This is a genomic window from Thiocystis violascens DSM 198 (genome assembly GCF_000227745.2).
Taxonomy (GTDB): domain Bacteria; phylum Pseudomonadota; class Gammaproteobacteria; order Chromatiales; family Chromatiaceae; genus Chromatium; species Chromatium violascens.
In genome coordinates this window covers 3,733,593-3,748,168 of record NC_018012.1, presented here as the reverse complement: position 1 = coordinate 3,748,168, position 14,576 = coordinate 3,733,593, and the positions used below count along the sequence as shown (strand labels likewise).

Annotated in this window: 10 protein-coding genes; 4 read left to right on the top strand and 6 right to left on the bottom strand. The window is 65.9% G+C overall.

What is annotated here, in order from left to right; genetic code table 11:
• Positions 1-333: 333 nt before the first annotated feature.
• Both THIVI_RS16630 and THIVI_RS16625 read left to right on the top strand, forming a co-directional pair.
• Entirely contained in the window at positions 334-576 is a 243-nt protein-coding gene (locus THIVI_RS16630) for a hypothetical protein (RefSeq protein WP_014779703.1), read from the top strand.
• Positions 577-684: 108 nt separating this feature from the next.
• Complete coding sequence (locus THIVI_RS16625; RefSeq protein WP_014779702.1) at positions 685-1,479, top strand: TIR domain-containing protein; 795 nt, start codon at positions 685-687, stop codon at positions 1,477-1,479.
• A gap of 97 nt (positions 1,480-1,576) precedes the next feature.
• On the opposite strand, the gene THIVI_RS16620 is transcribed toward THIVI_RS16625, so the two are convergent.
• The 6 genes from THIVI_RS16620 to THIVI_RS22950 form a co-directional block, all read right to left on the bottom strand.
• The gene (locus THIVI_RS16620; protein WP_014779701.1) at positions 1,577-1,855 is read right to left on the bottom strand and encodes a hypothetical protein; all 279 of its coding nucleotides are present in this window, start codon (positions 1,853-1,855) and stop codon (positions 1,577-1,579) included.
• 77 nt (positions 1,856-1,932) lie between these two features.
• Entirely contained in the window at positions 1,933-3,573 is a 1,641-nt protein-coding gene (locus THIVI_RS16615; RefSeq protein ID WP_245537296.1) for a formylglycine-generating enzyme family protein, read from the bottom strand.
• 100 nt (positions 3,574-3,673) lie between these two features.
• A complete protein-coding gene (locus THIVI_RS16610; protein ID WP_014779699.1) occupies positions 3,674-4,891 on the bottom strand; it encodes an FtsX-like permease family protein in 1,218 nt (405 codons plus the stop codon).
• 4 nt (positions 4,892-4,895) lie between these two features.
• Positions 4,896-5,660, bottom strand: a complete 765-nt coding sequence (locus tag THIVI_RS16605) for an ABC transporter ATP-binding protein (RefSeq protein WP_014779698.1) — start codon at positions 5,658-5,660, stop codon at positions 4,896-4,898.
• Entirely contained in the window at positions 5,657-7,729 is a 2,073-nt protein-coding gene (locus THIVI_RS16600) for a vWA domain-containing protein (RefSeq protein ID WP_014779697.1), read from the bottom strand. The genes THIVI_RS16605 and THIVI_RS16600 overlap by 4 nt, the downstream gene beginning before the upstream one ends.
• Complete coding sequence (locus THIVI_RS22950; protein WP_014779696.1) at positions 7,726-9,279, bottom strand: serine/threonine-protein kinase; 1,554 nt, start codon at positions 9,277-9,279, stop codon at positions 7,726-7,728. The genes THIVI_RS16600 and THIVI_RS22950 overlap by 4 nt, the downstream gene beginning before the upstream one ends.
• A gap of 249 nt (positions 9,280-9,528) precedes the next feature.
• On the opposite strand from THIVI_RS22950, the gene THIVI_RS16590 reads away from it, so the two are divergent.
• Both THIVI_RS16590 and THIVI_RS16585 read left to right on the top strand, forming a co-directional pair.
• A complete protein-coding gene (locus THIVI_RS16590; RefSeq protein ID WP_014779695.1) occupies positions 9,529-14,376 on the top strand; it encodes an nSTAND1 domain-containing NTPase in 4,848 nt (1,615 codons plus the stop codon).
• Entirely contained in the window at positions 14,373-14,573 is a 201-nt protein-coding gene (locus THIVI_RS16585; RefSeq protein WP_041447062.1) for a hypothetical protein, read from the top strand. The genes THIVI_RS16590 and THIVI_RS16585 overlap by 4 nt, the downstream gene beginning before the upstream one ends.
• The last annotated feature ends 3 nt before the right edge of the window (positions 14,574-14,576 follow it).

Sequence of the window (14,576 nt, the reverse complement as noted above, 5' to 3'; positions counted from 1 at the left end):
TTCAGCCTCGGCGCCCGCTTCGGCAGTTACAGCCTCGGAGACTTCACTCAAAACGTCTTCACCCTGCCGATCTCCTACAGCTACGCCTTCGCGAATTATGATCGGCTGATCGTGCGGGCGCCGATCACTATCCACGGATCTGGGGTCTCTAGGCCATATTTTTTCCGGATCGCTCACGAGCGATCTGATGTTCTACGATAACAGCAAGTTTCAGGCAAGCATGGGCAACATGATTGGCTATTATCTAACCTTGCCAATACGCTTTGGCGATTACAGCGTGGACTACGACCTGGAAAACACGATCTTCGCAACGGACTTTTATTCTCGATTCGATTGCATAAACGCCTCTGGAACCGAGCATTCAGCATCGACATTTTTGCGACCGACACCCGCTTTTTCGGCGACGATCTCTATAGCGATAACTATCAGGAATTCGACATCAGCTTCGGCCCGTCGCGTTCCGGTGACAAGCTCACTCCAAACCTTGCCAGCCATCCCATGGGCGTTGGGATCAAGTATCTCACAGGGGACGGCGAAATCGACGGTTTTGAACTGAGTTTCGGCTATCGCTCCTAAGCCGCGTCCCGAGGGATGCGCGCTGTTTCCGATGCGCGGTTTAGGTCTACCCGGACCGTCGGACACCCGGCGGTCAAGCGCGTGACACTCGCATAGAGAACCATCGCCATGCCGCGTGTTTTCATCAGTTACTCAAGCAAGGATCTGGATTTCATCCGGACGCAACTGCAACCCATCCTCGACGAACTCGGCATGGTCGCCTGGTGCTCCGCGACGGACATGCGAATCGCCGCGGATTGGGAGCGCCAGATCCGTGTCGCCCTGGCTCAGGCGGACTGGTTCGTGGTCGTCATGTCGCCCGATGCGCAGACCTCCGACTGGGTCCAGGCAGAGACCCACTGGGCGCTGGAACATAAGCGCGGTCGGGTCATCCCCTTGATGGTCCGCAGTTGCACTCCCGAAGAAATTCACCTAAAGCTCGGCAAGCTGCAATATATCGATTATCGCCATGATCCGGCGGAAGCCGCCGCGCGGCTACGGGCGCTGATCGGCGAACCCGCATCCAACGCAATCACCAGGATGACCGCTCCCATCCCGATGCATGACGCTTGCGATGCCACCGTCATTCGCGAACGGCTGGCGGCCGAGGTGCTGCTCTTCGTCGAACCCGACTCGCAGCCGGGATACGAACAGCGACTGCGGATCCAGTCCTCGGCGATGATCGGCAGGATGGAGGGTGTCGATTTACGCCTGCCCGACGGATGCATCTCTCGCCGGCATGCCAAATTGAGCGTGAGTCGGTCAAGTTCTGGACCAGTCTTGACACTAGACGACCTCGACAGCGCAAACGGGACTTACGTCAATCAGGAGCGCTTGAGGGCAAGCCGCTGTCTCGCCGTGGGCGATCTGATCGAACTCGGTAATGTCCGGCTCTTGGTTCGAGTCATCGAGCACCAATCGTGACCAATGGCCGACTTGGTCAAACGCCCAGACTCAAGCCCTGACCATGCTGGAAACAACGCCGTCCAAGGTCTTGATCGCCTGATTGTAAGCGTCAAGTTCACGTTTCATGGCCTGGGATACTGGCTCCGACGATAGCGCCGCCGACCGCGTCTTCGGCATCTCCTCCCGCCACCGCGCCGATAGTGGTCCCCGCGACCGAACCGATCAAGACCGCCTGCCACACGGTCCGGTCAAACTTTCGGCCCTGCTCGCGGAGCGCTTGCTCGGCGGGACTGAGTTCGCCCGTATAGCCGTAATTATCCGTAGGCTCGAGCAGTTCGAGACCGCCGATCGAAAATCGCCCGCCGACCTCCGCCGGAGGTCGACCAGAACCCAAGACCGGCTCGGTGACTCATCCCCCCAAGGTCGCGAAGGGCAGCATGGCCGCCACGGCCAATCGTCTAAATGCAATCGTCATGGTTGATTCGCCGGGTCAATTCGCATCAGATCCTCCCGCCAACGCGCCTTGTCTACCGCCTGATCGCCGCGATAAGCCCGGAGATGAGCGACGAAGAGGCGCGCATAGGGGATGAGGTAGATATTGTTCTTCGCCTGAAGCTCAGCCTCGACGACAGGCAATTGCGCCTCCGCCTCGCTCTCCGTGTAATCGACGCCAACCCCAACCGTCATGTCTCCATAATAAGACAGGCTGTTGGCTAGACTGGTCTCGATCTCGCGAAGTGCCTCGTCCCACTTGACCTGCTTGGTCGCGAGCGACGAGCGCGCCTCATCAACCAGGGCATCTCCTCCGGCAACGCCTTTGGCACCCTCGCTCAGCTCCTCGAAGCGGCTTTTGGCGAGCTTCTGGAGGCTGCGGATCACCTCGGCGCGCTGGGCGTCGGTGACCACGCGCTTGCCCATGAAGGCGCCAGTGCGCAGCAGGGCACGCAGGGTCCGCGCCCGCGCCTCGTTAATTGCGGACTGAGACTGCTCCATGTTGCGCTGGATGATTTCGAGGCGGGCGCGTACCGCGTCGTCCTGAGTCTGAATCGACAGTTCCTGGAGTTGCTGCAACGCCAGTGTCGCATCCGTGCCGACCTCCCCGCCGAGTTGCGGAAGACCGGTCCAGGATTGCTTGATGGCATCCAGGCGCTCCGGAGAGACGATGACTGGGGCGGTCACCACCAGCCGGAAGCCCAGGCTGTCCATGGTCTTGGCCCGGCCAGTGCCCGGATCGAAATAATTGTGTTCCTGACGGACCGCGCTACCGAGTTGGCTGTCCGGAGTCAGGAGATCGCCGCCGCGACTGACGAAGCCACCGGCCTGACCGTGGTCGCGACCGCGCCGATCAAGATGGAAGGGAGTGAGGGTCAGCTCCGAGGCATTCCCGAGGATGTCGTGGAGACCGAGCGGATTGGGTTTCAAAAGCCCCACCGGGTGCAGTACGCCCTCGGCAGAGCCGGAGCTTTCGTACCAGGCATAGCGGGCCAGGTCGCCCTCCGGCATGGGAAAACGGGGGGCGAGAAAATCGGCGGCGTCCACGGCCAGCCCACCGCGTGCGGCAAACTCCCACTCCTCTTCGGTGGGTAGGCGCAGAAATCCGGACGCCCGGTCCTCCTTGGGCAGCGCATCCGGCGCCTCGCCCAGCAGCCACTCCGTATAGCGGCGGGTGAGGTCCACCGCCTCGAACCAGCTCGCCCCGGTCATGGGTAGGCGTCCGCGCATGTTGGGTTTGGGGCAGTCCGGCTCCATCAGCGCGGCATACTGATCGCGAGTCACCTCGTACTTGCCGAGATAATACCGCCGCGTCGCGCCCCCCTTGGTCGTGAAGGCTCCAGCCAGATGGCTCAGGCGCCGACCCTCCTTATAGCCACGCTCCGCGTCGCTGTGCCCAAGTTCCACCGGTCGGTCGTCCAGCCAGCCACCACCGGGAATCTCGACCGGCCGAAAGGCCATGGCACCACCGCAGGGCAGAGGCAGGATCAGGTCGGACGGCTGATCCGGCGGAGTCGGGGCCGGATTGTAGAACTTGTCGGGCCAGGCGATCTCGGCGCCCAAGACCGACAGCGTCGCCAGTAAGAGTGCAAGGGGTAAGATGCAAGGAGCAAGGCGCAAGGAAAGACTCCCTGCCTGCCCCTTGCTCGCGCTCACCCGCCGCCGACTCCTTGCGCTTTCTTGCTTGCCCCTTGCCCCTTGCCCCTTGCCTCTCAATCCTTCAGACATCGCGAATCCCCTCGGCGGGTTCGATGCGCGCGGCCCGCCAACCGGCCCAGGCGGCGGCCGCGGCGGCGCCAAACAGGGTGGTGACGAGCGCGAGCGCGACATGGATGGGCAGGAGCCGGCAGATCGACTCGCCCGGTTGCAGACTCAAAACGAACCAGCCATTCAGGATCGATGATACCGGCAGATAGACCAGCACCGCGGCGATCGCTCCCAGCGCAGCAACCAGGGCGGCCTGCGCGACCGGGAACAGGATGAGGCTCGCCGTGGGGAAGCCGATAAGTCGCAGAATGCTGAGTTCCCGCCACTTGCGCTCGACATTGGCAAGCAGGTTGGCGGCCAGCGAGGCGAGGAAACCCAGGGTGCCGATGAACGCGATCAGCCAGAAGACCCGGCTCAGATTCCGGTCCAGAGTCTGCATGCTCGCGATCTCCGCCAACTGGCTGCGTACCGCGATCCCCTCGGCGCTCAGGTCCGACTCCAGACGCGCCACGTCATCGATGCTCGCCGCATAGAGTCGAAACCGCGCGAAACTCCGCGCGACCTGCGGCGGCGCGGTACCCGCCCAACCGAGCGCGGGTACCGCGACCCCGTCCCGATAATCCTCGGTGGCGACGAGAAGTGGCAGCGAGACCAGCGCGGCTTCCTCGCTCATGATGTCCGGGGACAAGACGCCAGTGACCATGACCTCCCAGACCACGCCCTCGTCACGACCGCCATGGCTGCGGTCGATCCGGGCCAGAAGCCGTTCCCCGGCGGCGACCCCGAGCTTGCCCGCCGCGCTGACCGAGAGAACCAGTTCCGCGAGTCCATCGGGGGGCTTGAAATGCGGCCCGAGCAATGGATCGCGGGGACCGCTGGGGATCATCTGGAGCGCGCGCAGTTCGCTCCCGGTCTTCAGATTCTGGAGCCGGCTCAGGCTTGCGGCGATACGCCGGGTGTTGGGAATCACGAAGGCCACATCCGTCCGGGCGGTCATGCGCTCGAACCAGGCAGAGTCGAACCGGTCACTTCCCACCGCGCCGATCTCCCGATTGGCGGGCGACTGCACCAGACGTTGGGCCAGGGTGTCCACCAGCCCAAATTTGAGACCGAAGAGGATCAGGAGCGGGGCGAGCACCGCCGTCAGCGCCAGCACGTAACACAGCGAGATGCGCCGTTCGTGGGCGAAATCCCGATAGGCGAGCCGCAGGATCTCACGGGTGGCGTGCATGGGTTTAATTCCAGAAGAGCGAGCGGGTCAGATCGCCGTCGCGCTCGATGCGGTGCTCCAGAATCTGGACGCCGGATACCGCCCCAGGCGTCCAGTCATGGGTGGCGATCACCGCCGTGATGCCGGCCTTCCGGACCAACTCCAGGAGCAGTTCGCGGATCGCGACGGCGTTCACCGGATCCACCGAGGCGGTCGGCTCGTCCGCCAGGATCACGCTCGGACGATGGGCCATGGCCCGGGCGATCGCCACCCGCTGGCGTTCGCCCACCGAGAGCTGCCCAGGTCGCCGGTCCAACTGGTCGACGATACTCAGGCGCTCCGCCAGTCGCTCGATGTGTCCGCCAGGGTTGCGTCCCAGCAGCCGGCAGGCCAGGGCGATATTCTCCCGTGCGGTGAGAAAAGGCAGCAAGCCGCCGGTCTGGAGCACATAGCCAATCCGCGCCCCGCGCAACCGGCCAAGTTCGTTCAGATCGCTTCGCTCCCACAGCCGGAGCAGGTCCGTCGGTTCTCGATGCTCGGGACGAAAACTGAAGGTGTCGGCCCCGTCGGGCCGCAGCGCCAGTGCCAGCAGATCGAGCAGGGTACTCTTGCCGCTGCCACTCTCGCCGCGCAGCACCGCCACCTCGCCCGGCGCGATGGTGAGCGAGGGCACCCGCAGCTCGAAGCCCGCCACGCCAGAACCCGACCCCGCGCCTGCTTCCGGCGCGCTCAGTCGACGCTTGACCAGATTCCGGCAGACATAGACCGGCTGCGAGGCATTGAGCCTCAAGGCAGTACGTCCAGAGGAACGGTGGTGACGGATTCGCCCTTGGGCACAGTCGGCGCGAGCGTGATCCAGCGGTCGGTCTCATCGTGGATGCGGCGATAGAGCCGGATCTTCTCCTCGATCGCGTCCAGCACCTCCTGCTGCTCCGCGAAGGAGCGCGACAGCCAACGCGCCTCGGTGAGATTCATCACCTGGCTGGTATAGGGCAAGTCGTCCAGCCACTCGCCCACCAGACCGACATCCGCTAGCCGGCCCACCTGGACCTGACTGACCTGGTTTGGGTTGCGCGCCAGGGCCGCGGCGGCCCCCCGCAACTGGCCGAAGAAGTCCTTGGGACTCATGAAGGTTCCCTCCCCCGCCCTGAAGATCGCCTCCAGAGTCTCCTGGAGATCGCTCAACTGATTCTTGGTGATCAGCACCCGAACCTCAAGGGTCTTCTGGCTCGGGTCGAGCAGATCCCGATCCGCAACCCAGGCGTCGATCAGACGCGGCGCCCGGCTACCGCGTTCCCGCCCGAGATAGGCGAGCTGCATGGCCCGGCCCACCAAGGCGGTTCTGCGCTCCACCTCGTTCGCGTCGGACACTTTGGGAACCTGGATGACCTGACCCGAGCGGATGCCCTGGATCTGCTGCACCAGGACATCGGCCAGGGTGTCCACCTGGGCGCCGAAGGCATCGACCGAGCCGCCTTCCACCGGAAAATACAGATCGCCCGCATCGCCCCAGCGACTCAGTGCCCGGTACTGGGCGGCCGCGCCCGCGTGGGTCTGGCGGCCCTCGGGCGTCAGAAGGTGCAGGGTCGCGATCGCGATCTTGCCGCCCCCAGCCACCTGATCTTTTTCCTGCGCCAGAAGTCGCAGACGCTCCGCGCCCAACTGGGTGCGGGCCAGCGGATCCGTGGCATCCCGCGCCCCGGCGTCGGTGATCAGCACGATGAAGCGTCCCGCGTAGCCGCTCCAGTCGATCCTTTCGATGGCGTCATGAATGCCGGCGAAGGCGTCCTCGTTGAAACCCTTGCTGGAGACGTTGGATTCCTCGACCTGGGCGATCCGGGAGAGAAACGCGGATGGGTCGCGCCCGTCTTTCAGGGTCGCGACGACTTGGGTCACGTAGCCCAGACCAGGGGCGACATCCACATTGTCCCGGTAGGCGACTAGGCCAAACGTCAGTGCGTCGCCCATGGGCGAACCTTTGAGCTGATCGTAGATCCGCCGCACCGCGTCACGGGTGCGGTTGATGTAGGGGCCCATGGAGGTCGTGGTGTCGATGACGAAGACCACCGCCGCGCGGTAGTCCGCCGATACGCTCACCGCCCCGTCGACGGGAATTTCCCCGCCAGTCCCAGTGGGCTCGCTGGCGAGCAGATCCTGCTCCCCCGCCTGGAGCGTAACCGCCGCTATGTTGAGCAGAGTGGCGCTGTGTCCGCTTTCCAGATAGACCTCCTCGAATCCGAGAATGGGCAGCAGGTAGAACTGGCGGTTGGGGTCCACATAGGTGTCCGGTTCCCTGGCGATCGCCGGGAAGCCATCAGGGATCTGGCCTGCTTGAATCGCCGCTCGCAGGCGGTTGGTTTCCGGCGTCAGTTGCTCGGATTCCAGGAGACTCACGAGGCTCGCCTGGTCGCGGAAAAACAGTGCCGGCTCCCGATTTTCGGTGCGCGCGAAGGCAACAGTGAGCGTCTGGCGCCAGTCGATCGCGGCGGTGGCGGGCAGCCAGCCCTGAACGCCATTGCGAACCGCCGCGCCCACCTCGATCCAATCCTGGTCGCCGATGCGTTGACGCGCATAGACATGGAGAATGCTCAAGGGGGGCAAAACCTCGCCACTGGCACCCGACTTGCCCGGCGTCTCGTTGAGCAGCGCGCCAGGGCGGGTCAGCACCCGCTGGTAGAGTCCGGTCTTGCCGGTCATGGGCAGCGCCTCCCGATCGGCGCCCAGGGCGAGGGGGCAGGAGCCGAGCATGGCGCCTAGAAGCCATGCGATCGCGAGGGAACGTAAATCGACCCGTGGCCGCTGGTTGCGCGGAGCCTCCTGACGCATCGGGAATGACTGAGCGGACGCATATCGATTCATGGCATGGTCTCGGCGGACTGCATGGCTTCCAGACGCACACCCGCCTCCGCGACACCCAACTCGGCGGCGCGCCGATACCAGTCACGGGCCTTCTCGGCATTCGGCCTGGAGAACGGCGATGTCGTGTCAGACCAAAGGAGCGGGTCATAGAATTCCGCCAGGGCGAAGGCCGCCGGCCCATGCGCGTCCGTCGCGAGCACCCGGATCAGGGCGAAGGCCGGATCGATCTTGCCGGCGGCGCGCAGGCGTTCGGCCAGTGCCCAGATCTGGTCCGTGGGCGGTTTATCCGAGGCGAGACGGGCTTGGATCAGGGCGAAGGCATCCTCCAGCCGATCGGACCGAATCAGCCCTTCCAGGTTCTCCATGGCTGGAGTCGCCGGCCTGTCCGGCTCGCGATCCACCGGGTCGATCTTCGACACGGCCGGCTCGCCAGCCTCGATTCGGGACTTGGCGGTCGAGATCCCCGACTCGCCCGTCGGCGTCCGGGGGACATCGAGCGGCCGCAAGACCCAGTAGAGACTGGCGCCCATCCCCAGAAGCAGGATCAGCACGATGGCGGGAACCAGCCAGCGGCGACCTGTCGCCGGACCCGATCCAATCCGCCCAGCACCCGCATCCTTAGACGCTTCAGCGGAATCCTTGACGGCGAGGAGCGCGGAGGCAGGCCAGCGCTCCAGCAGCGCCTCCACACTGGCCGGACGCGCCGCCGGGTCCGGTTGCAGCATGGCGGTCAACCAGTCGCGCAGCGCGGCGGGCACCGCGCTCAAGTCCGGCAAATTCTGACGACTCCGCAGGGCGGCCGCGAAACTCTCTCCCATCTCCAGCGGCCGACCCAGGGCGGCGGCCAGGAGCAGGCCCAGGCTATAAATGTCCGAGCGGGCGTCCACCACCCCACCATAGAGCCCGAATTGTTCTGGGGAGGCATAGCGATACTTGCCGGCAAAGGACGTACCCACAATGGTTTCCTGACCTGGATCGGTGAGCTTGCAGAGCCCGAAGTCGATGAGCTTGGCGGACTCGATTCGGTCTCCCGGGAGGATCACATTGTCCGGGGAGAGATCGCGGTGCACCGCCCCCTTGCGATGCGCCTCGGCGAGCCCGGCGCACAACCGGTCGCGCAGGGTCAGAACCTCCTCGACCGTCAAGGGCTCGTGCTTCAGTCGCTCGGAGAGCGGCGCCCCCTCCACGTACTCCATGACCAGATAGTCCCGGCCCTGGTCATCGCGCACGAAGCCATCGTAGTTCACCACCGCATCGTGTCGGACGCCGCGGAGCACCTTCGCCTCGCGATAGAAAAGATCCATGACCTGCGCGTTACCGCCCATGGACGGGCGGATCACCTTGACTGCGTGCTCGGTCCCCAGTCCGGCATGGCGGGCCAGATAGACCTCCCCCATGCCGCCCCCGCCAAGCAGACGCTCCACCCGGTACGTGTTGACGAGCAGCGTATTGGGTGGGATGCCGTCGGCGGCGGGCCGCGGGGCCAGCACCTGGGTTTCCTGCTCATCCGCGCGGGAGGACTGCATCGGTCGGGTTTTCTCCAGGTTCATGGGTCAGTTCCGCCAGGCGCCAGGAATCGGAACACGAATAGCATGATCCGCCCGATCGTTTAGCCCAACACGAGCAACCACAGCGATTCCAGCAGGCAGAGTCGAGACCGGAGTCATAGCGCGATCCGTTGGCCAAGCATAACGAAGACAGGGGTATCGAGGTACTGGCACGAATGCTCCTGAACATCTTGCGCAGCGCTCGCGACCCGGCCAATCTACCGGCAAGCCAGCGCTTTCCGAACCCGAGCCATGACAGAACCCAAGGTCCGTATCTTCGTGTCCTCGCCCTCCGATGTCGAGCATGAACGCGCGCTCGTCAAGGACATCATCGAGGCGCTGGCCCAGGAGTACCGGCCCTATTTCCAGCTTCAAGCGGTGCTCTGGGAGGAAGAGGCGCTGACCGCCGCGCGGAGTTTCCAGGCCGGGCTGCTGCGTCCGTCCGAGTGCGAGATCGTTCTCGTCATGCTCTGGACCCGGCTCGGCACGCCACTCGCCGACGATCCCTATGGCGGTATGACAGGCACCGAATGGGAGTTCGTGGATGCGGTCGATGCCTCCGCGCGACAAGACACGCCGGAGGTGCTGGTCTATCGCAAGACCGCCCCGCGCCTGGTCGACATCAACAACGCCGAGGCGATCCGCGCGGCGGTGTCCGATCGGGATCGGCTCGACGTCTTCTTTCGCACCCATTTTTTCAACCCGGACGGCAGTTTCCGGCGCGCTTTCCGCCAGTTCGAGAACGATACCGCCTTCCGCGATCTGGTCGAGACCCAACTGCGCAAGCTGCTGAATCGGCGTATCAGCGCCGAGCGCCGCTTTGCCGCGGGCGTCATCGAGTGGCGGGGCAGTCCCTTTCGCGCCCAGGGGCCATTCGATGTCGGCGACGAGCGCGTGTTCACCGGACGCGAGACGGAAACCCGCGAGCTGGTCGCGCGGCTCGATGGACTGAGGGGCAAGGGGCAAGGGGCAAGGGACAAGGGACAGGGGCTGCTGTTGCTGACCGGTCCCAGCGGGGTGGGTAAGACCTCGCTGCTGCGAGCCGGCCTGCTGCCGCATCTGGTGCGGCCTTTTCTGCTGACCGGGGTGGCGGCTTGTCGCTGGTGTCTGGTCGCGCCGGACCCGGAGGATCCGCTGGACTCGCTCGCGCGCGCGCTGGTCTCGCCCGGCATGCTGGGAGCCTCGCTCGCGGCCTTCGGGCTGGATGCCGAGCGTCTGGCCAAACTCTTCGCGAGCGCGCCCACGGTCGGCGCGGACCAGATCCGCGCCGCGCTCGCCCAGACGGTCAACGACGACCTGCAACAGACGGGCGGGCGCGAGGGGCGTCTCCAGTTGGCCGTGATCCTGGATCCGCTCGACGGTCTGTTCGCCGAGGCGCGACTGGACGCGCCGCGCACCCAAACCTTTGCGGACACCCTGGCGGCGCTCGCCGCGCAGGAGGGCATCTGGATCGTCGCCGCGCTGGGCAGCCAGCATCTGCCCGGCCTGACACGGTTTCAGGCCCTGACAGACTTGCTTGACGAACAAAGCTGTTATCGACTGGAACCGCCGGCCCTGGGGCGGATCCGTCAGGTGATGGAAATCCCCGCGCGCGTGGCGGGCATCGAGTTCGAGGCGATGGGCCGGGATTCCGGACACGGGTTGGTCGAGGCGCTGGAGTCCGAGGCCAGCGCCGTGACGCACTGGCCGGCGCTGCTGGAACAGACCCTGGAGGATCTCTACCGGCAGCTCGTGTCCTCCGAGACCGCTCAAGATTCGCTGTTGACGTTGCGCGCCTACCAGGCCATCGGCGGACTCTCCGGCGCGCTGCTCAAGCGCGCCGACGACCTGTGGCAAACCCTGGACGAAGAGACGCGCGGCGCCCTGCCCATGCTCTGTCGCGCCCTACTGGCGCTGGAGGGCGGGCATCAGGCGCGGGCGAGCGCGCGCGAAGGAAATCTGCAAACCCTGCTGCGCGACGACCGCTGCGCGACCCTGACGCAAGTCTTCATCGCGGCCCGACTGGTCGTCGCCGAGTCGGTCTGGGATCCCGCGCAGCGCAGTCTCTGCCCCGTGATCGAGATCACGCTCGGCGCTTCGCTACGGCATCTCCTGGCCCAACTCCGCGAGGAATGGCGGGCGCGCTTCAAACTTGGACAGACGGCCGACTCGCTCGACGCCTTCCTCGCCGCGCCGGCGACCGACCTTGCGGAGACCGAGTCCGCCGCCGACCCGACCCTCCAGTGGGAGGAGTACCGGGCGATCGCCTCTTTCGCCCACCCGGCCCTGTTCCAGCGCTGGGGGCCGGTGCGCGATTGGCTGGCAAACCCCGACAACCGCCGCGATCTGACCCTGCGTTCGCAGATCGCCCGGCAGGCACGCCTGTGGAAGCGAACCGACTGCAATCGCGAATATCTGCTGGGCGAGGTCGGTCATGCCGCGGCGCGGGTCTTCGCCCAAGCCCACGGGGAGGAACTCGAACCCCTGGAGCAGGAATTTCTGGAGCGCTCCTGGTCGCGGCTGCAATGGCAGCGGCGGCGCAACCGCAGGGTCATCGGCGCGCTGCTGGCGGTGCTGATGCTGTTCGCCGGCGTCGCCCTCTACGCGCTCTGGGACGCCTCGCGCCAGACCCTGCTCAATCGGCAAAGCGGACTGTTGCGCGAGGCGGAGATCGCGATCGGACGCGGCAACACACCCGAGGCGATCCGCCTGGGTCTGGCGGCCGGTCCCGATCTGCCGGAGGTGGGAACCGACGTGCTCAGCCGCGCGCTCTCCAGCAATCGACTCCTGGCGATGCAGCGGATCGGAGACACCGCAGAGCAGGCGTTCAGCGACGACGGCGAATATCTGGCCACCCTGTCGACCGGCAAAGGCGCGCAACTCTGGGCGCGGCGGGGCAATGGCTTCGAGCCGGCGTCCGAACCCGCGTCCGAATTGGCCGGACCCGATCTCCCGATCCACGCGATCCGCTTCGCCGGACACGGCGAGCGACGAACGCTCCTGGGGATCGGAGCCACCGGCGTTTGGCGTCTGCCGGCCCCCGCCGGACAACCGCCAGACTGGAGCTGCGGCGAGATCAAGGAGACCGCCATCGCACTGGATCCGGAGGGTCGCTTCCTAGCCCTCGCGCACGAGATGCCACCGGACCGCTTCGCCGTCTGCCTGCTCGATCTCTCGCGTCCCGGCCCGCCACTCTGGAATCGCCCCCAACACAGTGCCGCGGTGCGCAGTCTGGACTTCGCGCCCGACGGAACACGCCTGGTCAGTGCGTCGCGCGACGGTCTGGCCAAAGTCATGGACACCCTGAGCGGAGACGAACGACTCGTCCTGCCCCGCGACGGCACGCCGGGGCGGCCCGCGCTGCGGGCGGTCTTCAACGCCGATGGCACACGAATCGCCGTGTCTTCGCTGGACGAACGGGTTCGCCTCTACGATCCGAGCGGCAACCAACTCGCCGAACTCGGCTCCATCCAGCGCGGCAATCGCCGTGTTCGGATCCATCAATCCACGGTGCGCGATCTCGCCTTCTCGCCTGACGGTCTCTCGCTGGCTGTCGGCGATGGCACGGGCCAGTTGGTGCGCTGGGATCTGCGCACCAAGTCCGCCGAGGTCATCGGCCAGCACGATCTGGGGATCGACCGAATCGAAATTTCCCGCCATCCCGACCCCAACCGTGGCGAACATCTGATTCTCAGCGTTTCGCAGGACCGGACCGCGCGTCTCTGGACCCTGGAGACCGGCCGCGAGCTGGCGGTCTTCAGTCATGAGCAGGCCATCGCGGAGGCCCGCTTCAGCCAGGATGGGCGATTCGTCATGACCACCGCGCGACCGGATGGCTCGGCGCGTCTGTGGTCGACGGAATCCGCGAACCCCCTGGCCGCCCGGCTGGACCAAGAGGATCACGTCTGGCACCTCGCCATGGCCGAGACGCCCGCCATTTCAGGGGGCGACGCCCGCGCGCTCCTGATCGCGACCGCCGCCTACGATGGCCGCGTGGAGGTCTGGAAGGACGACCGCCAGTCCAGCGCCGCGCCGCCGGTCAAGCTCAAGTCGCTGGACGGTCACCAGGGCCGCGTGCGTCGGGTCGCGTTCTCGCCCTCGGCGCGCTGGCTGACGAGCGCGGGCTCCGATGGCACCGCGCGCCTGTGGGCGCTGCACACCGACGCGGCCTGCGCGCTACGCGTCGCCAGTCAGGAGCAGGTCTGCCGGACCGCCGGTGCGCTGGACTGTCCGAATGTCTATCGGATCCTGTTCGCCCCGGACGAACGCTGGTTGCTGACCGCCTCCAGCGATCCCGACCAACCCGTCCGTTTCTGGGATCCCGAGACCTGTTCCGCCCTCCCCCTGCCGGATATTTTCGGTGCGTCCAAGGGCCGGATCCGGAGCGCGGCCATTGCCAACCCCGCGCCGGATGCAACGCTCCTGGCCACCGGCAACGATCAGGGCCGGGTCCAGTTGCTGCGACGCGATCGCCAGGGCGCCTGGACCCAGGTCTGCCAGTGGGACGCGCACTCGGCGGTCATCGCCGAGCTGACCTTTTCGCGCGATGGACATTGGCTGGCCGCCGCCAGCCGCGACGGGCGTGCCTCGCTCTACCGGATCGGCGCTGGCCCATGCGGCGAGCCCCGCTATCTGGACGGACAGGCCGGCAGCCTCTATGACGTCCAGTTCGCCCCCGACGGCAAGGCGTTGGCGACCGCCTCGCTGGAGTCCAAGGCCCATGTCTGGTCGCTCGATGGAACCCTGCTGGCCGAACTGGGCGGGCACACGAATCGCGTCATCTCCGCCCAGTTCAGCCCGGACGGCCGCTGGATCCTGACCGCCTCGCGCGACGGCACGGTGCGGATCTGGAAACGCCCGCTTCGCGCGCAGATCCAATCCATGGACGCCTATCTGACGCTCGACGCCAATCTCGGCGCCGTCACCCATGCCGCGTTCAGCCCCGATGGACAGCGCATCGGCGCCGGCTATTGGGAGAATGCGGCGCTGCTGTGGCGATTGTGGGACGAGGATGCGCGGCCCGATCGACATCTGGAACGGCTGTGGGGCAAAAACCGCGCCCGACTCCAGGTCATTCGCGAGGCGATTCGTTTCCGGGACGGGTTCCGACTTGAACGGTGATCGCTTGCAATGCCTTTTTTAGCCTGATTGTGCTGGCGTATTGGCTACACCGACGCATCCATGCCTGCCCGCGTTGCGGCGGGGCCTCGCGGGCGCTCAAGCCCCCACACATGGGATCGCCGGCGCGCTATCTCTACCGGCGCTGCCGCACCTTCTTCGAGCATGGCGAGATCGAGGGCGGGTGGCCGTGGAAATGACTC